The 22,487-nt window shown below is 63.7% G+C and carries 13 protein-coding genes and 1 pseudogene; 7 read left to right on the top strand and 7 right to left on the bottom strand.

The window, feature by feature from the left end; genetic code table 11:
- The 3 genes from OGL93_RS11510 to OGL93_RS11520 form a co-directional block, all read left to right on the top strand.
- Positions 1–1,051 (top strand): sensor domain-containing diguanylate cyclase (locus OGL93_RS11510; protein WP_263262779.1); only part of this gene is annotated, 1,051 nt, incomplete at its 5' end.
- Between the two features lie 373 nt (positions 1,052–1,424).
- On the top strand, positions 1,425–1,778 hold the full coding sequence (gene copC, locus OGL93_RS11515) for a copper homeostasis periplasmic binding protein CopC (RefSeq protein WP_263262780.1): 354 nt from the start codon (positions 1,425–1,427) through the stop codon (positions 1,776–1,778).
- Positions 1,779–1,876: 98 nt separating this feature from the next.
- Positions 1,877–2,383, top strand: a complete 507-nt coding sequence (locus OGL93_RS11520; protein WP_263262781.1) for a DUF4142 domain-containing protein — start codon at positions 1,877–1,879, stop codon at positions 2,381–2,383.
- Between the two features lie 48 nt (positions 2,384–2,431).
- Here OGL93_RS11520 and OGL93_RS11525 read toward each other — a convergent pair whose 3' ends face one another.
- Positions 2,432–3,718 carry an Nramp family divalent metal transporter gene (locus OGL93_RS11525; RefSeq protein WP_263263002.1) on the bottom strand — a complete coding sequence of 429 codons (1,287 nt, stop codon included), beginning with the start codon at positions 3,716–3,718 and terminating at the stop codon, positions 2,432–2,434.
- A gap of 449 nt (positions 3,719–4,167) precedes the next feature.
- Here OGL93_RS11525 and OGL93_RS11530 point away from each other — a divergent pair.
- From OGL93_RS11530 to nadA, 4 genes and pseudogenes are all read left to right on the top strand, one after another.
- Positions 4,168–4,302, top strand: a pseudogene (locus tag OGL93_RS11530) (general stress protein); the annotation flags it as partial.
- A gap of 275 nt (positions 4,303–4,577) precedes the next feature.
- The gene (locus OGL93_RS11535) at positions 4,578–4,745 is read left to right on the top strand and encodes a hypothetical protein (RefSeq protein ID WP_263262782.1); all 168 of its coding nucleotides are present in this window, start codon (positions 4,578–4,580) and stop codon (positions 4,743–4,745) included.
- Between the two features lie 170 nt (positions 4,746–4,915).
- Positions 4,916–6,160 (top strand): EAL domain-containing protein, encoded by a 1,245-nt coding sequence (locus OGL93_RS11540; RefSeq protein WP_263262783.1) that lies wholly within the window; start codon positions 4,916–4,918, stop codon positions 6,158–6,160.
- Between the two features lie 103 nt (positions 6,161–6,263).
- Positions 6,264–7,322: a quinolinate synthase NadA gene (nadA, locus tag OGL93_RS11545; RefSeq protein ID WP_263262784.1), complete on the top strand. Its 1,059-nt coding sequence runs from the start codon at positions 6,264–6,266 to the stop codon at positions 7,320–7,322.
- A 219-nt stretch (positions 7,323–7,541) separates the two neighbouring features.
- On the opposite strand, the gene OGL93_RS11550 is transcribed toward nadA, so the two are convergent.
- The 6 genes from OGL93_RS11550 to glpD all read right to left on the bottom strand — a co-directional run bounded on the left by OGL93_RS11550 (position 7,542) and on the right by glpD (position 22,393).
- A complete protein-coding gene (locus OGL93_RS11550; RefSeq protein WP_263262785.1) occupies positions 7,542–11,822 on the bottom strand; it encodes a DEAD/DEAH box helicase in 4,281 nt (1,426 codons plus the stop codon).
- 59 nt (positions 11,823–11,881) lie between these two features.
- Complete coding sequence (gene metR / locus OGL93_RS11555) at positions 11,882–12,799, bottom strand: transcriptional regulator MetR (RefSeq protein ID WP_263262786.1); 918 nt, start codon at positions 12,797–12,799, stop codon at positions 11,882–11,884.
- Positions 12,800–12,994: 195 nt separating this feature from the next.
- Positions 12,995–17,440, bottom strand: a complete 4,446-nt coding sequence (locus OGL93_RS11560; protein ID WP_263262787.1) for a DUF6543 domain-containing protein — start codon at positions 17,438–17,440, stop codon at positions 12,995–12,997.
- Positions 17,441–17,499: 59 nt separating this feature from the next.
- Positions 17,500–18,855 (bottom strand): sigma-54 dependent transcriptional regulator, encoded by a 1,356-nt coding sequence (locus OGL93_RS11565; protein WP_263262788.1) that lies wholly within the window; start codon positions 18,853–18,855, stop codon positions 17,500–17,502.
- Positions 18,852–20,705, bottom strand: coding sequence for an ATP-binding protein (locus OGL93_RS11570; protein WP_263262789.1), 1,854 nt, complete (start codon positions 20,703–20,705; stop codon positions 18,852–18,854). The genes OGL93_RS11565 and OGL93_RS11570 overlap by 4 nt, the downstream gene beginning before the upstream one ends.
- A 158-nt stretch (positions 20,706–20,863) precedes the next feature.
- Positions 20,864–22,393 (bottom strand): glycerol-3-phosphate dehydrogenase, encoded by a 1,530-nt coding sequence (gene glpD / locus OGL93_RS11575; protein WP_263262790.1) that lies wholly within the window; start codon positions 22,391–22,393, stop codon positions 20,864–20,866.
- Between the last annotated feature and the right edge of the window lie 94 nt (positions 22,394–22,487).

A 22,487-nucleotide genomic window follows, 5' to 3' on the forward strand; every position in this document is an offset into this window, starting at 1 on the left:
GGTATGGGTCGAGCTGAGTGTCGCCCTGCTGCGCGATGAGCTTGGCCAGCCGCTGCATTTCATCACCGATATTTTCGACATTTCTCAGCGCAAGCAGAGCGAGGCATTGGTCAGGGACCATCAGGTAGAGCTTGAGCAAAGGGTGCAAGCGCGGACCGCGGAATTGATGCGCAGCCGAGGTACCTTGCAGGCGATCGCTGACAACCTGCCGATCCTGATCGCTCACGTCGATCGAAACTTGCGCTACCTGTTCAATAATGATGTGTACCGGCAGGTCTTCGGAGTGCCAACGCACACCTTGCTAGGCAAGCGCATCGAGGACGTGCTGGCGCCTGGGCTGTTCGAGGAGCTGCTGCCTTACTTCCGCCGAGCACTGGCCGGCGAGCGGGCGGTTCATGACCATGTGCATTACCAGCCCGACCGTGGCCGGGTGTGGTCCGCGACCTATATTCCAGACATCCGCGACGGCGAGGTCCATGGCTTTTTCGTGATGTCTCAGGACGTGACCGAGCGCAAACAGGTCGAACGCTCGCTACGGGACAAAGCCATGCGCGATTCGCTTACCGGCTTGCCCAACCGGCGTGCGCTGAATGAGCTGCTGGCCCAGGCCAGCGAGCCCAGCGCTCCGCCGTTTGCCGTCTTGTTTCTCGACCTGGACGGCTTCAAAGGCATCAACGACGCCTATGGCCATGATTTCGGCGATGAACTGCTAAAGGAAGTCGCGGGGCGCTTGCAACAGACGGTGCGCAAGGCGGATTTCGTGTGCCGCTTGGCTGGAGATGAGTTCGTAGTGGTCGCGCAAGGGGTGACCGCCGAAAACATTGCCGGGCGCATCGCGGAGAACATCTGCCATGCCATGGCGCTGCCATTCGCGCTCCCCGGTGGCACGGTGAAGATCGGTGCCAGCGTAGGCGTCGCCTTGTACTCGGGTGCGGCCGGCACTGGCGTCAATACGGTGCTGAGCGAAGCGGATGCTGCCATGTACGAGGCCAAGCGGTGTGGTCGAAATGGCTATCGAATCGCCGAGCAACCCCTTCAGCAACGCGCTTGACGGGTGCTGTAACCACAGCTTGCAAACAGCGCGGGAGGCACGCGGAGGGCCTGAACACAGCCCTCGGCGAGGGGGCTCGCTAGAAGATGAACTTGAACAGCGCGATCACCACGATCAGGCCGATCAGGAAAATAATCCCCACGGTACCGCCGAGGAACTTCAGCATGGTCTTGCTCCTTATCCGATATGTATGACGTAGACCGCACTTACCCCCCTTGCGGTTCCGTTTAATCGAAGCGGTAATTGCAGAGTGTTCGGGCCGGTGCGGTTGATACGGCAATGGTCGCCGGCGCCAAGCCATGGCGCTATTATCGCAGCCCCTGGCCAGCGCCTTCGGCGCGGCTTCGCGTTAGCAACCTGAGCACACTGCCCGATGAAAACCTCTGCCGTTCTTGCCTTCGCCCTGGCCAGCTGCCTGAGCTCCATGGCCTGGGCCCATGCCCACTTGCGCCAACCCAGCCCCGCCGAAAACAGCACCGTCATCGCCCCCGCCGAAGTGCGCCTGGGGTTTAGCGAGGGGGTGGAACCTGCCTTCAGTGAAGTGACCTTGATCGATGCAGGCGGGCAAAGCGTGAAAACACAACTGCGTGTGGCTGATCACGACCCAAACGTGCTGCTGGCTAAGCCGCTGGCCCCGCTCACGCCCGGCACCTGGCAGGTGAAGTGGAAGGTGGTGTCCGTGGATACTCATCGAAGCGAAGGCCAATACGCTTTTACGGTTAAGTAACCCTTCAACTTCAAGAAATGCTGAACCCCACGCGAATCGCTCCGTCTGAAGGAAGGTGAAATGTTGTTTAGCCTGCCATTGAAGAAAGGACGATCTCTATGAACAAGAAGCTGAAAGCCGGTATTTGCGGTGCATTCCTCCTGCTGGGCGCTCATTCGGCCTTTGCCTATGATGCTGACGATTTCGTCGACGATGCGTCTGCGAAAGGCATCGCGGAAGTTGAGGCTGGCAAATTGGCACTGGAAAAGAGCAAGTCAGCCGACGTGAAAACGTTCGCTGAGATGATGATCAAGGATCATCAAATGGCCAACGACAAACTCAAAGGCATTGCCGCTACCAAGAAGCTGAAAGTGGCTTCGGACGCTGAGCTGATGGACAAGGCCAAGAAGATGATCTTGGACATCCGTGATGAGTCGTTCGATAAGTCCTACGCCAATAACCAGGTCAAGGCCCACGAAGCGACCATCGAGATCTTCCAGAAAGAAATCAAGGACGGTGAAGACGCCGACCTCAAGATGTTCGCCAAGGACACCCTGCCTAAGCTGGAAGCCCACCTGGCCGCTGCGAAAAAACTCGCTGCCGCCCACGGTGGCGACGCCAAGTAAGCCCCAGCTGCCATCCGCCCCGGGTTAGGGGCGGATGGCGCTCCCGCCTTAAAGCCAGTCCTGTACGGCCCCCGCCAGTAGCTTTACGTTCAACACCACGATAAGCCCCGAGATACCCCAGGCCAGCACGGTCAGCACGCGCCCTGCGACCAATGGGCCCATCTTCGAACGATCCGTCACGAAGCGCACCAGCGGGATCACCGCCATGGGTAGTTGCATCGACAAGATAACCTGGCTGAACACCAGCAGCTGAGAAGTGCCACGCTCGCCATACAGCGCCGTGACGATCACTACGGGAATGACCGCCAGGCTGCGGGTGAGCAAACGCCTTGCCCAGTCGGGGATCCGTATGTGCAAGAAGCCCTCCATGATGATCTGCCCAGCAAGCGTCGCAGTCACGGTAGAGTTCACGCCCGAAGCGAGCAGGGCGATCGCAAAGAGGGTGGAGGCAATACCGATGCCGAGCATCGGCGACAGGAGTTCGTGGGCCTTTTCGATATCTACGACGTCCGTACGCCCGCCCGCATGAAATACCGCTGCGGCAGTGATCAGGATCGCCGCGTTGACAAATAACGCCAGGCTCAAGGCGATAGTGCTGTCGGTCACCGCCCAGCGCAGGCCAAGCCGCTTGCCGGCATCCGTGCGCTCATAGGCGCGGGTTTGCACGATGGAGGAGTGCAAGTAAAGGTTATGCGGCATCACCGTTGCGCCGATGATCCCGATCGCCAGGTACAGCGCCGCTGGATTGGTCAGGATTTCCTTCTGCGGCACGAAGCCGTGCAGCACTGCGGCAATAGGCGGCTGGGACATGACCATCTGTGCGGCGAAACATACAAAGATCAGCGTGAGTAAGGCGACCACGAATGCTTCGAGCCAGCGGAAACCACGCTGCATCAACAGCAGGATCAGAAAAACGTCAGCGGCGCACAGCACTGCGCCCCACAGCAGGGGAATGTCGAACAAGAGCTTCAGCGCGATGGCCGTACCGATGACCTCCGCGAGGTCGCAGGCGATGATCGCCAGTTCGCACGCAAGCCACAGAGCAATACGCACTGGCCGGCTGTAATGCGCCCGGCACGCCTGTGCCAGGTCCATCCCTGTGGCGATGCCGAGGCGGGCGGCCAAGGCCTGAAGCACGATGGCCATCAGGTTAGAGAGCAAAATCACTGAAAGCAGCATGTAGCCAAACTGCGATCCGCCGGCGAGGTCGGTGGCCCAGTTGCCGGGGTCCATATAACCGACGGCGACCATATAGCCTGGCCCGGCGAAGGCCAGCAACCGCCGCAGCCAGCCACCCCCGCTGGGCACGCGCACGCTGGCGTTCAGGTCGCCCATGCTGGGCTGGGCGCCCACGCCGAAGCGGCCGAGCAGCGCAGGCTCGCCATCATTGGCTCGAAAGTTCGGTCGGTCTTCGGGGTCCGCCACGGTCTAGCTCCAACAAAGAAATGAAAACGCACAAAGCCTAGAGTATGAACCCGCGTGGCCTTCAGCGTTCCAGGCTGCCGACCCGTGCCTTCGGCCGCCTTGCTGTTCAGCTCAGGTACAGGCTACAGCGACCGTCGGTCCGCTCAAAAGACCGGCGCCACAGCCATCGCTTGCGGTTGGCGCGGGTAAATTCTTAATCCTTATAGAACTTTCCTCTAAGGCGCTGCTTATAGACGGATGGAGGCTGAACCGTTTGTCAGCTGCGTTCCGGTTCGCGAAAAACTTATTCCATACAGCTGCTTCCATAAGTAAGTAGTGCCCCACATCCAGGAGATATCGCCATGGCAGTAAAGAGCAAGAATGCTGGTAACTTCGCAAACAATCCACAACGCGCCGCAGAAGCCGGCCGCAAAGGCGGTAGTGTGTCCGGTGGCAATTTTGCCAACGACCCGGCCCGGGCCGCTAAAGCGGGCGCCATCGGCGGGAAAAACAGTAGCCGGCGGTCCGGAAAGGGCAACACTCGTAACGCGGGTACGGGCCAGAGCTGACAGGCCTTCGACGGTATGCTTGAAGTTGCCGGCCATGCGAGCGTTTACCAAAGTCTTTGCGCTCGCTATATAGGCCGGCAATTCAAGTAAGCCCTTAGCGATAGTAGTAGAAAGACCAAATTTTTAGTTCGCCTTATAAGTTAGCACTGTATTTATCCCACGTTATGACGAACCTGGTCCGTGCCAGGCGTCAGTTACTCGTAACCCGCGGAGAATATGTCATGACCAATCATCACAAGCCGACTTACGGCCCCACGGACATGGAAAAATCCAGCCAAGGCGCACGTAAGCTGCCGCCTCACGCGGACGTCAAGACCGATCGCGCCGAGAAAGCACGCATCGGCGGCCAGCACAGTCACGGCGGCCCCTCCCGGCGCGGTGAAAACTGATCGCAACGGCCGGCCTCACCATTCGCCGCCGCGCTACCAGGACGGCAAGCGCGGCGGCCCAGGCGACGAATGGCATGCTCAATAGTGGCGCAGGAGGGGGGTAGGACATGGCGGATCCAACCTTATAGCATCTAACCTTCTTGTATAGCCGTGTCACAAGGAGGTCAGTCATGCAGTTGACCAGTGTAATGGCCCTCAAACCCCCGATCGAAGCCGGGGAGGAAGGGATCGACAAGGTGCTGCGAGCCGTGCGCACCCACCTGAACATGGATGTAGCCTTCGTTTCTCGTTTCCGCGAAAAAGACCGTGTGTTCACCCATGTGGACGCCCGTGGCGTCGCACCCTTGAAGCCTGGGGATGTGCTGCCGCTGGAAGCGGGCTACTGCAAGAAAGTCGTCGACGGCGTGTTGCCAGAGCTGATCCCGGATACCGCCAAGGTTCCCTTGGCCATGGCCATCCCCGAAACCCGAGCCCTGCCCATTGGCGCACATCTGAGTGTGCCGGTCCGCCTGACCGGTGGGCGCATCTATGGCACCCTTTGTTGTTTTTCCAACCGTGCCGATACCAGCCTCGGCGAGCGCGACCTGGGCATGCTCAAGGTCTTTGCCGAGCTGATCGCGGATCGCATCGAAGACGAACAGCGCCTCAAGGATGAACGCTTGCGTAAGCACCGGATCATCTGCGCGGCCCTCGCAACCGCCCAACCTAACGTCGTGTACCAACCCATCGTCGATCTGCGCCAAGGGGAGATCTGTGGCTGGGAGTCCCTGTCACGCTTTACCACCGAGCCCCGGCGCAGCCCTGACCTGTGGTTCCAGGAGGCTGCGGAAGCGGGCCTTGGGCTGGAAATGGAACTGCGCGCCGTAGAGAAAGCCCTCGACGGGCTGGAACAGCTGCCGGCGCACCATTACCTGTCGGTCAATTGCTCGCCAGCGTTGTTCCTTTCGCGGCGGCTGCCTATGGTGCTGGCCGGCTACGACCCAAGGCGGCTGGTGCTGGAGCTGACAGAGCACAGCGTGGTGTCCGACTACGGTGCGCTGGATGATGCCATCGGCCCGCTACGCTCGGCCGGGCTGCGCCTGGCCATCGACGACGCGGGTGCCGGCTACGCCAGCATGCGGCACATCCTTCAGCTGCGCCCAGACATCATCAAACTGGACATGGCCTTGACCAAGGGCATCGAGAGTGACAGCCAGCGCAGGGCCATGGCCTCGGCGCTGATCGCTTTCGCCCGGGAGACCGGAAGCAGCGTGGTGGCCGAGGGCGTTGAAAGCATGGCCGATCTCGTCACGTTGCGCCGGCTGGGCGCCGATAAAGTGCAGGGCTACCTGACCGGCCGGCCGATGCCGCTGGTTCTGGCCAGTCATTGGCAGGTCCCACGCATGCCCGAGCTGGCGGACCCACCAGCGGTCTAGCTCAGGAACCTGTGCGCAGGCCCAGGCCCTCATGGCGCAGGCCTGAGGGTGGCGGCCTGGTGTATAGTTGCGCTTTGTACATCAGCGCTTACAGGTTCTGCCCATGTCTCAGATTTCCGAACGCTTGCTGGTCCAGGCTCACCTGGACGCCAGGCAACCCGTGGCGCTCACTCCGGCCGAAGAGGCCGACTATCGCCGCGCTATCGCCGCCGAGCTGAAAGCGCGCGACGCGGTGCTGGTGGCGCACTATTACTGCGACCCGGTAATCCAGGCGCTGGCGGAAGAAACCGGCGGCTGCGTGTCGGATTCACTGGAAATGGCACGCTTCGGCAACCAACACAGCGCCAGCACCGTGCTGGTGGCCGGGGTGCGCTTCATGGGCGAAACCGCGAAGATCCTCAACCCGGAAAAGCGCGTGCTGATGCCTACCCTGGAGGCGACCTGCTCCCTGGATCTGGGCTGCCCGGTAGATGCATTCTCGGCCTTTTGTGACCAGCATCCAGACCGCACCGTAGTGGTATATGCCAATACCTCCGCGGCGGTTAAGGCGCGCGCCGACTGGGTGGTAACGTCCAGTTGCGCGGTGGAGATCGTCGAAAGCCTGATGGATAACGGCGAGAAGATTCTCTGGGCACCGGATCGCCACCTCGGTGGCTATATCCAGAAGCACACGGGTGCCGATATGTTGCTGTGGGACGGGGCCTGCATCGTTCACGAGGAGTTCAAGTCCCGGCAACTGGAAGACCTCAAGGCCCTGTACCCCGACGCGGCGGTGCTGGTGCACCCCGAATCCCCTGAGGCGGTGATTGCCTTGGCTGATGCCGTGGGTTCCACCAGCCAACTGATCGCCGCGGCGCAGCGCATGCCCAACCCGACCTTTATCGTGGCCACCGACCGCGGCATCTTCTACAAGATGCAGCAGCTGTGCCCGGGCAAAACCTTTATCGAAGCGCCCACGGCAGGGAACGGCGCGGCTTGCCGCAGCTGCGCGCATTGCCCGTGGATGGCCATGAACACCTTGCAGCGGACCCTGCAATGCCTGCGCGAAGGCAGCAACGAAATCTTCGTCGACCCCGCGCTGATCCCCCAGGCCATCCGCCCGCTCAAGCGCATGCTGGACTTCACCCAGGCGGCGCGCCTCCGGCTGGCGGGGAATGCGTAGTTTTCAAGGTTAGTGGCCGAAGCTGCGAACCCCTCGCGCTGCTGGTTCGCCAACCCGTAGCAGCACGGCTTACCGGCGACGGGCGTTACCCCGGCGCTACGTCTGGTCGCGGGCAAGCCCGGCTGCTACGGCCTCGGCATGTAGGAGCTGGCGCTAGCCTGCGAACCGTGGGCGCTCCAGGCTCCCTGGCTATCGCCTAGCCATCACGCGATGGTTGTTCTATAAAAGTGGTTTGCGGGTCAGGGCTTCGAGCAGGGCGCGGTCCTGCTCTTGCCAATAGCAGGGCTTGCCTGCGATGAGGGCCGCGGCAGGCACGCCGTCACGGTACACCAGGCGGTTGCCGGCCAAGGCCGGTACTCGGGTGCCAGGCAGCAAAGTGCCGGAGAAATTCAGCGGGTCCACCGCGGACACCGTGACCAGGCTGCCGTCCAACGGCCGTCGGCGCACCTCGCGTAGCAGGGGGATGGCTTCCGGCAAGGCGAACTGTTCGCCCGCCAGGCCGGCAACGAAGCGCCCGCCACGGATCTCGCCGCGTGCTTCCAGCCGGTGCAGCGTGCGCAGCAGCTCGCGCCAGCTGGGCAGCCAGTCCGCTTCGCGTTCCAGCAAGCGCCAGAACACTACCCCATACCGCCGCAGTAAGGTCATCGCCACCTGTTCGAGCAGGTCCGTGCGCTCCGGCGGGTTGCCTGGGCGACGCAACAAGGCCCAGCGGCCCGCGTCCTGCATGCCGCCAATGAATGCGCCCAGGCCGCGCCGGCTGCTGCGCTGCTGCCGGCTGCTGGCCGGGGTAACCAAGGCTCGTAGCCCGGCGAAACTGTCAGCGTTCACCAAGCCGCCTGCCACCAGCTCGGCCAAGGCATTTTCCAGTTCGGTGCGCAGCAGCCGCGCCTCATCTTGCAACTCGTCGAAAAACAGCGCGCCCTGTTCGCGCAGGGCATCGAGCACCTTTTGCGCCCGCGGGCTCAGCACCGTGGCACCCTCCTCATTGGCCAGCGCTTGCCACAGGCCCAGGCGCGCCCGCGGCAGCAGCATGATAGGGGTCGCGCGCAAGGTGCTACCGGTATTTTTCCCGGCGCTGGCGCGGCGCAGCCATAGGGTTTTACCGGAGCGACAGGCTTCGTCCAGCCACATCGGGCTGTAGCCCTTTACCCGTGCTGGCAGCAGGTCGCTTTCCCAGGCACTGACCGGCGCGCTGTAGCCCTCGAACTTTGCCAGCACCTGGGCGAGCGCGGCGCTGCCTTCCATGCGGGTTACGCTGGAGAGGTGCTGCCAGTCGAACAGAAAGCGCACGAAGTCTTGCAGGGTCACCGGTTCGATTTCTCGGCGCAGCCGCTTGACCGTATAGCGGTGGATGCGCGCCAGCAGGTGTCGCTCACACCATTGCGGCTGGGGCAGGTCTGGGCGGAACTGCCCGCGCATCACATAGCCTTCGCCTTCGAGGCGTGCCAGCGCCTGTTCCACCGCGCCGAGGGGCAAGCCTAGCGGCGCGGCGATATCGGCCGTGCGCAAGGGGCCAAAGCCGCCCAGGCGGCCGCGGATCAACTCCAGCTGTGCGTCCTCCTGTGCCCAGCTTTGGCCGAAGCCGGGCAGGGCGGCCAAGGTTGGTTCAACCAGGGCGCCGGGGTAAGCGGCTTGAAGGCAGGTCAGCCGCTCGCGGGCGAACCACAGCGGTTCGCCTGCTGTGGGAGTGATCCGCCCAGCGCGACCACTTGCGGCCAACCCGCCCAGCCAACCCTGCCAGTGAGGGCACGTTTGGGCTTCGGCTTCGGTCACCGCGCCGAGGGTCATCAAGGTTTCATGCATTTCATCGGCGCCTTGCGGCTGGGGCCAGGCTTCCTCACTGACCGCGCGGATCGCCTCGGGGTCCAGCGCGCCGAGGTCGTCAGCCGACTCGGGGTCGGTCCAGCGGCGGCTGAGAACGGCCTGGGTACGTCGCTCCTCCAGCGGCGCATCATCGAGAAAGGCATACGGCCGCGCATTGAGAATCGCCGCGGCCAGGGGAGAGGGGGCCGGGAGGTCACGGGCAATCAGCCGCACATCACCTGCTTCGATGCGCTTGAGCAGGTGCAGCCAGCCGTCACTGTCCAGCGCGTCATGGAGGCAATCGTCCAGGGTTTGCCGCACCAGCGGATGATCGGGAATTTCCCGCTCGCCAACGATGTTCTCGAGGCAGGCGATCTGGTCGGGGAACACGTTGGCGATCAGGTCTTCGCTTTTCATGCGCTGCAACTGCGGCGCCACCTTGCGCCCGCCGGTGTAGCGCGGCAGGGCGAGGGCGGTGGCCGCGTTCCAGCGCCAGCGTACGCCGAACAGTGGCGCGTCCAGCAGCGCTTGCACCAGCACCGCTTCGGCGCTGTTGCTGTGCAGGTAATGCCACACCTCGTCGAGGGCGAAGCTATGGCTGGTGGACAGCGACAGTACGATGGCGTCTTCGCTGGCGGCAGCCTGTAGCTCGAAGTTGAAGGTGCGGCAGAAGCGCTTTCGCAGGGCCAGGCCCCAGGCACGGTTGAGCCGGCTGCCAAAGGGGGAGTGGATGATCAGTTGGGTCCCGCCCGACTCATCGAAGAAACGCTCCATTACCAGCGTATCCTGAGACGGCAACGCCCCCAGCGTCTGGCGGGTGCGCCCCAGGTAATCCAGCAATTGCTCGGCGCTGGCCAGGCCCAGCCCTAACTCGGTGGTGAGCCAGTCCAGCAGCGGGCCATGGCGGCCCTCGCTGACGGCCAGGCGCTGGTCGATCGACGCCTGCAGGCGAGCCACCGAGAGCGACAGCTCATCGCTGCGGCCGGGCGCCTCCCCTAGCCAGAACGGAATGTTCGGCGGCATGCCCTTGGCGTCTTCGACCCTCACGCGGCCACCTTCCACCCTCAGGATGCGATACGAGGTGTTACCCAGCTGGAACACGTCACCGGCCAGGCTTTCCACAGCGAAGTCTTCGTTCACCGTGCCGATGTTCAGGCCCTGGGGCTCGAGCACCACACTGTAGTCGGCGTTATCGGGGATGGTGCCGCCGCTGGTGACGGCCGTCAGCTTGCTGCCACGCCGGCCGCGCAAGGTGCCGCTCACGGCGTCGCGGTGCAGGTAGGCACTGCGCATGCCTTGGCGAGTGTTGTAGCCCTCGGCCAGCGTAGCGAGCAGATCACGGTAGTCGGCCTCGGCCAGCCCGGCATAGGGCTGGGCCTTGCGGAACAACGCCAGCAGGGCGTCTTCGTGCCATTCCTGGCAGCTGACTTCAGCGACGATCTGCTGGGCCAGCACATCCAGCGGCGCCCTGGGCAGTTTCAGCTCGTCCAGTTCGCCGCGGCGTACGCAGTCGAGCAGGGCGGCGCATTCGATCAGGTCGTCCCGGGACGTCGCGAACAGCCGGCCCTTGGGCGTGCCGCCGACCTGGTGCCCCGAACGCCCCACCCGTTGCAGAAAGGCGGCGATGGAGCGGGGCGAACCAATCTGGCACACCAGCTCGACTTCGCCAATGTCGATACCCAACTCTAGCGAGGCGGTGGCGACCAGCACCCGCAGCTCACCGTTCTTCAGGCGCTGCTCGGCGCTGAGCCGTTGCTCTCGCGCCAGGCTGCCGTGGTGTGCTGCCACATGCTCACGGCCCAGGCGCTCGCTCAGGTGGCGGGTCAAGCGTTCGGCCAGCCGCCGGGTGTTGACGAAAATCAGGCTGGTGCGGTGATCACGGGCCAGCTCCGCGAGGCGGTTGTAGACCAGTTCCCACACATCGTTGGCCATGACGGCGCCCAGCGGCACCGGCGGCACTTCCAGCGCCAGGTCGCGAGGGCGGGCATGGCCCACGTCAACGATCTCGCAGGCACGCTCAGCGCCCACCAAAAAGGCGGCCACCCGTTCGATCGGCTTTTGCGTCGCAGACAGGCCGATCCGCCGCAACGGCGCGCCACTCAGAGCCTGCAAACGCTCCAGGCTCAACGCCATGTGGCTGCCGCGCTTGCTGTCGGCCACGGCATGGATTTCATCGACGATCACCGTGCCCACCCCAGCGAGCATTTGCCGCCCGCCATCTGACCCGAGCAACACGTACAGCGATTCTGGCGTGGTCACCAAGATATGCGGAGGTTGCTTGCGCATCGCCGCCCGCTCTTTTTGCGGAGTGTCGCCGGTTCGCACGGCGGTGCGCAGGCGTAGCGGTGGCAAGCCCATGGCCTCTAGTTGGCCGCTGATACCGGCCAACGGGCGTTGCAGGTTGATCTGGATGTCATTGGACAGGGCTTTGAGCGGCGACACATAGACCACCAGTGTCTGCTCGGGCAGCCCGCCGGGCCCGAGCGCCTGGTGCACCAGCTCGTCCAGCACCGCCAGGAATGCCGTCAGGGTTTTGCCAGAACCGGTAGGCGCGGCGACCAGGATGGAATGGCCGGCGCGGATGAGCGGCCATGCCGCCGCTTGCGCCGGTGTCACCGCCGGGAAGCTCTGGCGGAACCAGCGGCATACGGCCGGGTGAAAGGCGTCGAGGATAGGGTCCACAGGAGGCAGGTTCATGCGTCCTTTATGGGGCTGTGGCGGCCGCCTTGCAAGCGCCGCCGGGCGGTACGGGCGCCTTAGCGCACTGCGCTCACGCCGTCGAGGGTGGCGAAGGACGTGTCCTTGGCGGTCAGCAGGAAGTCCCGCATAAAGGGCGCATCGAGCATGTCGGCGCGGATAGCCGCATACAGTGTTGCGAACAGGCCTTTTTCACCCAGCCGCCGCGCCTTGACGTAGCCACGCGCGCTGTATTCATGCAGGGCCCAGTGCGGCATGCCGCACACGCCCCGACCGCTGGCGACCAACTGCATCATCATCACCGACAGTTCGGCGGTACGTACCGCTGCCGGCTCGATCTCCGCTGGCTCCAGGAAGCGGGTAAAGATGTCCAGGCGGTCCCGCTCCACCGGGTAGGTGATCAAGGTTTGCTCGCGCAGGTCTTCCGGCTCGATCCACGGCTTGCTGGCCAAGGGGTGCTGGTTGCCCACCGCGAGCATGGCTTCGTAGGTGAATAGCGGCACATAGGTAATGCCGGCGAGGTCGACCGGGTCGGAAGTCACGACCAGGTCCAGGTCGCCCCGGGCCAGCGCGGGAAGAGGGGCGAAGGCAAAGCCTGAGGCCAGGTCCAGTTCGACTTCCGGCCAGGCGTCGCGAAATTGGTCAATGGTCGGCATCAACCATTGAAAGCAGCTGTGGCATTCGATCGCCATGTGCAGCCGCCCGGCTGTACCGCCGGCCAGCCGGGCGATGTCGCGTTCCGCGCCGCGCATCAGCGGCAGGGCGGCGTCGGCCAGTTGCAGCAGGCGCAAGCCCGCGCTGGTGAAACGTACCGGTTTGGTCTTGCGCATGAACAGCGGCATGCCCAAACGGTCCTCCAGCTCCTTGAACTGGTGCGACAGCGCGGACTGGGTCAGGTGCAAGCGCTCCGCCGCCTCCACCAGGCTGTCGGCGTCACGCAGGGCGTGGAGGGTTTTTAAATGGCGTATCTCAAGCACGGGTCACCATGAATGATCTTCAGGTTAGTTTGATTAGGCCTGAGTTTGACTCATGCAGCGTTAGGCAACAAGCCACCGCTGCTGTTTGCAACCTGGAACGCGGCGTAGGTTTGTTCAGGGGCTATCGGCGGCCGTTATCTGGAAGGGGGCCTGTTGGAGAACAGCGCGCCGCCACCAAGGTGGCGGCGCATAGGGTTATTGGAACAAGGGCTGGAATACCCTGTTTGCAAGCCGGCGGCTGATCTCACCCCGCCAGATGGCTGGTTCGCCTGGTGCGGAAGCGGCTTGGAACCTCTGCGCCGGCGTTTTCAGGTGGGCCGCCACGAAGTCTCCAAACCGAGGTTGCTCGACGGCGTAGTGGAAATGGGCGTAGCACAGTGGCTGCCCGTTGCGCAGGTCGAGGATTTCGTACTCCTGCAACCAATTTCGGATCGCGGGCCGGGCGCCAGAGCGTTGCAGCGTGCCGACCCTGCGGATGCGAACCTCACCGGCCTCCAGCAGATACTCCAGATGCCCTCCGCTGGGGCTGGATGAGGTTTTGGAATGTTGAATCCGCGCCTGGCGCCCTTCTTCACGCAGCCGTTCGGCTTCCTGTTGCAAGCGCTCTATCAATGCCGCCTGATTGTTGTTGGGGTCGGCCTCCCGTAATTGGCGGATGCGGTATTCCAGTTCCTGGCTCTCCCCCAGGTACAGGTCTTCCAGGTCGGCTGGCAGGGTTCGCTGGTTCGCATAACGTTGCAGACGACGGCGCAGCGCGGGCAATTGCCCCAGCCTGTCTTCGGCATGGCGCACCAACATCGGCAGAGGGCTTGCAATCGGCGCGGTGGTGACGGGTTCGGCCGGAATCCAGTTCTGGTCGATGCCGCGGGTCCAGCGTTCCGGCCGGTTGTCCACGCGGGGGATCACCAACACGTCCGGCTCGTTGGGTATCGGGTCGCCGACCAGCAGCAGGCCGTCGCCTTCGAACACCCGCGGGCGCACCCGCCCCGATACTGCCTCCGGCCTCATCGGTTGTACTGGCAAACCATCGTGAAGCTTGCGCAACTCCTCCAGCAGGCGTTCGCTCAGCGCCGGGTCGAACTGCTCGGGATAACTTGCCAGCAGCCGCCGCAGCACCCGAATGAACGCCTGGCTTTGTTCCTTGAGCTGGCTTTTCAGCCGTTGCCGCTGTTGTGGCTGCAGGTTAAGCGCTTCGCCGGTGAAGGCCGATTGGGCAACCCGATCGAAGCGTTTGCGAGCGGGCGAAAAAAGGCGTCGCATGTAGGCCCACGAAGCTTGCCCAAGCTCGTTGGTCGGGGCCAGGTCCATCAGCAGCGATACGCGCAGGAGTGTCACCGGCTCTTGAGCCAGGACCCTGGAAATGTTTTGGGTCTCCGGATGTAGCGTGCGCCGATGCTCGGCGGAGCTGACTCGGCGCTCCCAGAGGCGCAGGCGTTCCAGGCTCTGTTCCATCCTGTCGTACTGCTCAAGCAGCCCGGCGAGGGTCTGGCGAATGTCTCTGAATTTGACCAGCAACGGCTCTATCAACGGGCTATTGATGGTGTCGTCATCTCTCACTGCCTGGATCAGCCGGCGTAAGTCCTCGCGCTGTCGCACCGCCAGCTCTGTCAGCCGCTCGGATTCGACGAACGACAATTTGATCTGTAATTGAGATTTGGCGCAGATCGTTGCTGCAACGCGGCTTTGGTCCACGCCGGACTGGGTGAAGCGCCGCCCGCGGGTAACGGCACGGTACTGCTCCAGGGTTTCATTCAATGCAAGCGCAGAGGCGATGGTCCGGTTAGTGGCGTCCAGCGTTTCCTGCAGCGTGGCTTCGCCGCGTTTGTAAGCCTCCAGCGTCCGGGTGCCTGCCTGTTCATGCTCAACGATGGCATTCCAGCGTGTGGCGCGTTCGCTGAGCAATTGCTGCTGGCGGCGAAAATGGGCGTCGGTCCACCAGCGCGGCAGCATCCGGCGCAAGGTGTCCGGCCATAGAGGGTCCAGCCGATCGGCGATATAGCTTTGCACGCCGCCCCCACCGCGCAAGCCGCCGTTCACGAGGCTGCCATAGAGCTGACCATGGGTCTGCCAGCGGCCGGTTTCGTCCAGCGCTACCGGCTGCCGGTAACCACGGGTAAGGGTCGGCGCCAGGCGCCAGGTGCGATGGTTCTCATCCCAGAGCACGGCGTAGGTGTGGCTGCCGCGGGCGATGAAGTTGCCGTCTGGCTCGCGGTAAACGTTGCGCCAGCGGCCTTCGGTCCCCGGTGTCACGGTCAGCATGGTGCCGCTCTCATAGCCGCTGAAGGCTTCTTCGGCACGTCTTGCGCTCCAGCTCGACAGCTGGCGCAGGCGGCCGGCACCTTCCAGGCCGTGGCGAAGTTGGCGGGCACGGGTCGTCGCCACCAGGCTGGCAGTGCCAGCGCCGCTGACGAGCGCTGCGGGGCCGAAATCGAATAATGCATCGACAATCGACAGCAGCACCGACTCGGTGGCCTCCAACCCACGGACGCTGTCGCCAGCGCTGAAGGCATGGCCTGCCTCGATGCCTGCCTCGACCGCGTCCACCAACGCGATCGCGCTTCCCACGAACGGGATGAACCCCAGAGCAATACGAATCCACCGCACGGCTTCGACACCACTCTGGCGAGCGTTATGGAACACCTGATCGGCCCGCGAGGTGGAGGTCGCGCGGTGCGCGCGAACCCTAAGGCCGAGGTTGGCCAGGTATTGATTACGCGTTAGCGACTGATGAGCAGGCCATGGCTCGCGGGCGCTGACCAGGTTGCGGTAGCCACGGATGAGCGCTTGGTCTACAAGGTTTTCCAGGCGTCCTGGATCGCCTTCTACCGCCCGCTCACACAAATAACGGCGCAGGCGCTGGTCCACGAACAAATCCGCCAGCGCCTCGATGGCCTTTGCCAAGGTAGGGTACTGGCGAAACATTCGGCCGTCGGGCGCCTCCGGCAGATAGAGCAAGGTATTGTCACTGACGCGGTCATGCACGAAGGTCACGCCGGCCAAGGTACTGCCACTGCTGTGAGTGCGTTCGTCGAAGAGGGTGAGGGCCGCCGGCCGCAGCGTCAGGTCCATGCCGCCGGCCTGCCAGGCGTCTTGGCGGGTAGCATGGCAAGCACGCTCGGCCATCAGCACGCCATGTGCGTCGAGCCGCCCTTGCTGGCGGGCGATCACCCATTGCATTTCCAGCATCAAGGCAAAAGGACGAGCCAACACCGCTTCATCTTCGTCAGCCGCGCCCCTGAACTGGCCGGCACGCAGGTAGGCATCGGCCAGCAACCGCTCATAGGTACCGGCCACATCCAGTTCGGGCATCGCCCTGCGTAGCCAGGCAGCATCGATGCCCGCGGCCAGTGCTTGCTGCTGGGGATGATGGGGCGGAGACACCTGTACCTCGAGAAACGCCAGCCGCTCGGCCAAGGCGTCATCGATCTGGCCCAGTGCCAAGGCTTCGAGCGGCAGCACTTCGGTGTCACGGGAGGGGCGTGGAACCTGCTTTACCGGGGTGCCGGGGGCTCCGGAGCCTGCCACCGGCTCTTTCACCAAGTGGACCTGCAACGGCAGCTTGAGCCGCACCCGGCAGGGTTCGCTCAAGCCGAAGCGGGAGACCAGCAGTTCATTTACCTGGGTGGCCGTGTAGGCATCCCGGGCAGGCAGGTCGCGCTGCAGCAACTGCTCACTGGCTACCATCGCGGCGGCGTAGTCGGTAATCAGCCGGGCAAGTTGATGGCGCACTTGCGGCGACAGGCGCGTTAACCAAGTGTGCGCTTCCTCCCCTAGGCGCAATGAGCGACGGGTTTCTTCTACCCGCGCCAAGGCAAGCAAACGTGCGGGGTTCACCGGCACGGTCAACTCGTCGAGGGCCTCAAGCGCAAACCGTTCTCGTGTCTCGCGATCGCGTGGCCCACTGCCTGCTGGCACGGTCAGCGCCGCCACCCGGGCGTTCAAGGTGTCATCGAAGGCAGTGTGCTCGGCCGCTTCCAGGGTGACCTGTTGCGAGGCAAGGGCGCCCAGCGCGGTTCCCGCGACGCCGAGCAGCGCTTCGCTAGAAGCATGCGCGCTCCATCCGCCATGAACGCCGAAGCGGTACAGCAGCACTCGGGGCGAGGTCGGCAACCTGGCCAGCTCGTTGAACGTGCTCAGTACCAAAGCCCCGTGCCAGGTTGTGCGGTTTTCCCCATCGGCAAGGGCAAGCTGACCAAACTGATAACCCTGGGGCAGCTCTTGGTGGTCCAGAAGGCGCTCCAGGGAGCGTTCGATGGCCGTGAATTCGCTTTCGGTCAACGCCCCCAGCAGGCGTTGCACTTGTGCTTCGGCCAGTGCACCAGAAAGGTTCGACTGGCGGTAGGCCGCCGGAACGTTTTGCGTCGGTGTGGCAACGGCGGGCCTTGCCAACAGCCCTAGCACCTGCTCTCGGCATTGCTCGTGCCAGCCTTGGAGCGAGTCCATGGCCAGCAGCAACGATGGCCAGGCAGACGTATCGCGGCCGCTGAGGTGCCGTTCGAGCTGGCGCTCGATCGACCGCTGGTAAGTGTCTACCGCACCCCATAGTTCGGCAGTGAGCGGCCCAGGGTTCGCTTCAGGCTGGGCCTCGGTGAATAAGAAGGGGTCAACAAGCGAAACGGCAGTGTTTGCAGGAGATGGCATGCTTGAGCGCTCCAGGTTGAGGGGCGCGCATTGAATCCTCTGCCAGAGCGAGGCCGGCGTTACTTAACGCTTGTGCTGCCCGCTTGGGGCGGGCCATCTGTGAGGCGGTATTTCTTGACCTTATCGAACAAGGTGGTTTTGGCCATGCCCAGCGCTTGGCTGGCCTGGCTGAGATTGCCGCCGTTGCGCTCCAGTGCTTCTTGCAGCAGGTTGCGCTCGAATGCTTCCACAGCCTCGGCGAAGGTTAGGTTCGTGGCCTGGCTGCTACCGTCCTTGAAAGCTGGCAAGCCCAGGGAGAACCGCTCAGCCACGTTGCGCAGTTCTCGAACGTTGCCGGGCCAGTCATGGGTCATCAGCCTCGCTCGGGTCGCGCTGTCCAGCCCAGGCGCTTCGCGATCGAAGCGCAGCGCGGCCTGGCGCAAAAAGTACTCGAACAGCTCGGGGATGTCCTCGCGGCGCTCCCGCAGTGGAGGCACTTCCAGGGTGACCACGTTGAGCCGATAGAAAAAGTCGCTGCGCAGGTGTTGCTCATGACTGGCCTGCGCCAGGTTCGCCTTGGTCGCGGCGATCACCCGGATGTCCACGTCTACCGCTTCGTTGGACCCCAGCCGCTCGACGGTGCGCTCCTGCAGCACGCGCAGCATTTTGATTTGAAGGCTGTCCGGCATGCTTTCGACTTCGTCGAGGAACAGCGTGCCGCCATGGGCGTGCTCGATCTTGCCGATCCGGCGTGGCCCAAGTCCGCCGAAGGCATTGGCCTCATGGCCGAGCATTTCGCTTTCGAACAGCGGTTCTGGAAGGGCGCCGCAGTTGAGCGCCACGAACGGCCGCGGCTGGCGGCGGCTGAAGTCGTGCAGGCAGCGGGCGACCAATTCCTTCCCGGTGCCGGTTTCGCCGGTGATCAACACATTGGCGCTGGTGTCCGCCACGTTGGCGATCATTTCGCGCAGCGCCTGCATGGGCCGCGAGCCACCGACCAGCCGCTGTTCCAGCGCACTACGCCCGGCCAGTTGCCGACGCAGCGAAAACACCTCCAAGGCCAGGGCGCGTTGCTCCAAGGCTCGCCGCACGACCTCCACCAGGCGCTCCGGCGAGAAGGGTTTTTCCATGAAGTCGTAGGCGCCTTTTCGCATGGCGCTGACGGCCAGTGCGATGTCGCCGTGGCCGGTGATCAACACGACCGGTAAGCCGGGATCACGTGCTTTGAGTTGGTCGAGCAGTTGTAGCCCGTCCATTCCTGGCAGGCGGATATCGCTGACGACGATGCCGGGGAAGCCCGCGTTCACACGCTCCAGCGCAAGCTCGGCGCTGGCCACGCCTTCAGCGGCGATGTCTTCCAGCCCCAGCGCTTGCTGGCAGCCCAGCAATACATGAGGGTCGTCTTCGACGATCAGCACAATCAAGGGTGGGTTCAAGGCAGGTGACTCCCGGCGCTGGGCGCCCATAGGGGCAGGATCAATATAAAGGTGGCGCCCGCCGAAGCGTCGGCATCCAGGTACAGCTGGCCACCGGCCGCGGCAGCCAGCTGTGCCGACAACGTAAGGCCCAGGCCCAAGCCCAGCTCACCGGGTTTGGTAGTGAAAAACGGCTCGAACAAATGCCCGCGGCCGTGCGCGTCGATACCCGGACCGTTATCGCTTACCTGCATCTTGTAGCGGCCCTCGTCAACCAGCCCTTGCACCGCGATCCTTGGTGCATCGCTGCCTTCGAGCGCATCCAGTGCATTGCCTATCAGGTTGATGAGGATTTGCTCCAGCCGGGTTTGATCGATCGCAACCGTGGCGGGCGTAACCGCGCAATCGAGCTGCACTGGGCGGGTTTGCAAACGCTGCTCCAGCACGCCCAGCGCCGCGGTGATGGCCACGCCGGCTTCGGCGCGGCCGCTGTGCTCGCCGCCGCGGGCGAACGCTCGCAGGCTGGCGATGATGCGCCCCATGCGGTCCACCAGGTCGTTGATGGTGCGCAAGTTGGTGCTGGCAACGTCAAGGCGACCCCGCTCAAGAAAGCGCACCGTATTGCCCGATAACGTACGAAGGGCGGCCAGTGGCTGATTCAATTCGTGGGCGATACTGGTGGACATCTGACCGATGGCCGCCAGCTTGCCCGCCCTGACCAGTTCATCCTGGGCCTTGCGCAAGGTCTGCTCAGCCTGGCGGCGCTCGCGGATCTGGCCTTTGAGGCGTTCGTTGCTGTTGCGCAGGTCCAGGGTGCGTTCGGCGATGCGCTTTTCCAGCAGGTTATTGGCGGCTTCCAAGGCCTCACGCGCCGCCAGCCGTGTGGCGATCACCTTGCGCCGTTCGTTGCGGGCAATCAGCACGATGGTCAGCAGGGCGAAGGCGATCGCCGCCAATACGCCATGGATGATCGCTTCGCGGCGTTGGTCCTTGAGCGGCGTCAGCAGGGTCATGTGCCAGCGCGTGTCGGTGATCGGCAGGCTCTGCGCAAGGTAGCGCGCTGGCCGCGGAGGGCTTTCGCCGTCCTCCCTCACCAGGGTCAGGCGTTCTACCCCGGCGCCGAGCTGCTCGCGCTCCAAGGGCTGCAGTTCGCTCAAGGGCGACCAGTAGTATTGCCGGCTGCGCGCCAGCCGCTCGCGGCTCGCGGCATCGAGTGGCTCGATGGACTTCAACCGCCGGGTGGCATCGCTGGAAAGGATGATGATGCCGTTCTCGTCGCTGACGAATGCCTCCAGCCGAGCCTTCTGCCAGCGCGCCTCAAGTGCATCGAGGCGCACCTTGACCACGGCCACCCCAAGGATACGCCCGTCTCGCTGTATGCCATGGGCGAGGAAGTAGCCCGCTTCGCCGGTGGTGCTGCCCACGCCGTAGTAGCGGCCGGGGCGGCCTTGCACGGCGTCCTTGAAATACGGCCTGAAGGACAGGTCTTCGCCTACGAAGCTGTCGCTCGCTTGCCAGTTGCTGCTGGCAAGCACACGGCCATTGAGGTCCATCAGGAAAATAGCGCGGCTGCCGCTGCGCTTCTGCAAACCTTCAAGGTAAACGTTCACTGGGCCGGACGCTGCGCTGGCCGGGTCGGCGAGCAACGCCTGCGCGCTTTGCTCAAGCTCCAGAAGGCTTGGCAGGTAGGTGTATTTGTCCAGCTCGCTTTCCACCGCCCGGGCATGCAGCTCCAGTTGCCGCGCGCCGGCGTCCGCCTGCACACGCAGGCCGATGGTTTCACTAAGCAGATAGCCCGCAAGGCCGAGGCCGAGGGTTATGCAAACGGCCAGTGACAGCAGCAGCCACTGGCGAAGGGAAGGGTTGTTCACGGCGGAGAAGGAGGGCTCTGGGCGCGGGCGAGGGCCGTCATTTCATCACAGCGGCCCGCGCCCGCCAATGCCGGCGCGGTTGTCCTCGCCCGACGGGGCCCCGAATGGGTTCCCGAATGGGTTCCCGAATGGGTTCCCGAACGGGTTCCCATACGCGATCAAGCGGCCTGGGTATCGCCTGCTGTGACCGCGGCTTGGGCCAGATACTGTTGCAATGCCTGTTGCTCCTCTGCATCGAGGAACAGCCCGAGCTTGGTCCGCCGCCAGAGAATGTCATCAGCGCCACGTGCCCATTCGGCTTGTACCAGGTAATCGACCTCACGCGCATAGAGGCCCGCGCCGAGGTGCTGGCCAAGGTCTGCCAGGCGTTGGCAGCCTTCGAGCAGCTTCCAGCTGCGGCTACCGTAAGTGATCGACCAACGCGCTGCGATTTCGGCAGGCAGCCAGGGTGCCTTGGCCTGCAGTTCACTGGCCAGGGCCTGAGGCGTGGTCATGCCTTCACCGCCTGGCAGGGGTTGGTTAGCCGTCCAGCTTGCGCCCATGGCCGGGAAGAACGGCTTGAGCTGGGCCATGGCAGATTCGGCCAGTTTGCGGTAAGTGGTCAGCTTGCCGCCGAACACCGACAACAGCGGCGCCTTGCCTTGCTCTTCGGTCAGGGCGAGGGTGTAGTCGCGGGTGATCGCCGAGGGGTTGTCGGATTCATCGTTGCACAACGGGCGCACGCCTGAATAAGTGCGAAGGATGTCCGCGCGGGTCAACTGATGCTTGAAGTGATCATTGACCACTTTGAGGATGTAGTCGGTCTCCTCCTCGGTGATCGCTACCTGTGCCGGGTCGCCGGTGTATTCCCTGTCCGTGGTGCCGATGATGGTGAAGCGATCCAGGTAGGGGATGGCGAACACGATGCGTTGGTCTGTGTTCTGCAGGATATAAGCGTGTTCACCTTCGTAAAGCCGCGGCACGATCAGGTGGCTGCCTTGGATCAGGCGGATGCCATAGGGCGATTTGAGCTGCAAGTCTTCGCGTATGAAGCGGGCGACCCAAGGGCCGGCGGCGTTAACCAGCGCCTTGGCGCGGATGTTGTACTGCTCGCCAGTTGGGCCTTCCAGCTGCACTTCCCAGATATCGCCCACCCGTTGCGCCTGGACGCAGCGGGTACGGGTGCGCACTTGGGCGCCGTGCTCACGCGCCGCGATGGCGTTGAGTGCCACCAAGCGGGCATCGTCCACCCAGCAGTCTGAGTATTCAAAGCCGCGCTTGAGCTCGGCTTTCAACGGATTACGCGGGCCAAAGCGGAGCCCGCGGGACGCCGGGAGTTTTTCGCGCTTGCCCAAATGATCGTAAAGGAACAGCCCGGCACGGATCATCCAGGCGGGGCGCAAGTGCGGTTGGTGCGGCAGAACGAAGCGCATGGGCTTGACGATGTGTGGCGCCTTGGCCAACAGAACTTCACGCTCAGCCAAAGCCTCGCGCACCAGGCGGAATTCGTAATGTTCCAAGTAACGCAGGCCACCGTGGATCAGCTTGCTGCTGGCCGAAGAGGTATGGCTGGCAAGGTCGTCCTTTTCACAAAGGAACACCGACAACCCGCGCCCCGCTGCATCGGCGGCAATGCCCACGCCGTTGATCCCGCCACCGATAACCGCGACGTCGTATAGGGTTTCGGGCGAGTGCGAGTTATCCGGCATGGGAGCCTCCGAGCAAATTCGAAAATAGATCCGAACACTAAATGTTCATTTTCGAAAATGGTAGCTCAAGAAGGGCGCACCCGCCAGCGCCCTT

It is taken from the genome of Pseudomonas sp. RIT-PI-S (assembly GCF_025642975.1).
In the GTDB taxonomy this organism is placed as follows: domain Bacteria; phylum Pseudomonadota; class Gammaproteobacteria; order Pseudomonadales; family Pseudomonadaceae; genus Aquipseudomonas.

Excerpts from the sequence above, each read along its gene's own strand:
- OGL93_RS11560 (WP_263262787.1), bottom strand. The coding sequence starts at position 17,440 with ATGCCATCTCCTGCAAACACTGCCGTTTCGCTTGTTGACCCCTTCTTA.
- glpD (WP_263262790.1), bottom strand. The coding sequence starts at position 22,393 with ATGCCGGATAACTCGCACTCGCCCGAAACCCTATACGACGTCGCGGTT.
- nadA (WP_263262784.1), top strand. The coding sequence starts at position 6,264 with ATGTCTCAGATTTCCGAACGCTTGCTGGTCCAGGCTCACCTGGACGCC.
- OGL93_RS11525 (WP_263263002.1), bottom strand. The coding sequence starts at position 3,718 with ATGGGCGACCTGAACGCCAGCGTGCGCGTGCCCAGCGGGGGTGGCTGG.
- copC (WP_263262780.1), top strand. The coding sequence starts at position 1,425 with ATGAAAACCTCTGCCGTTCTTGCCTTCGCCCTGGCCAGCTGCCTGAGC.
- OGL93_RS11535 (WP_263262782.1), top strand. The coding sequence starts at position 4,578 with ATGACCAATCATCACAAGCCGACTTACGGCCCCACGGACATGGAAAAA.
- OGL93_RS11520 (WP_263262781.1), top strand. The coding sequence starts at position 1,877 with ATGAACAAGAAGCTGAAAGCCGGTATTTGCGGTGCATTCCTCCTGCTG.
- OGL93_RS11550 (WP_263262785.1), bottom strand. The coding sequence starts at position 11,822 with ATGAACCTGCCTCCTGTGGACCCTATCCTCGACGCCTTTCACCCGGCC.
- OGL93_RS11540 (WP_263262783.1), top strand. The coding sequence starts at position 4,916 with ATGCAGTTGACCAGTGTAATGGCCCTCAAACCCCCGATCGAAGCCGGG.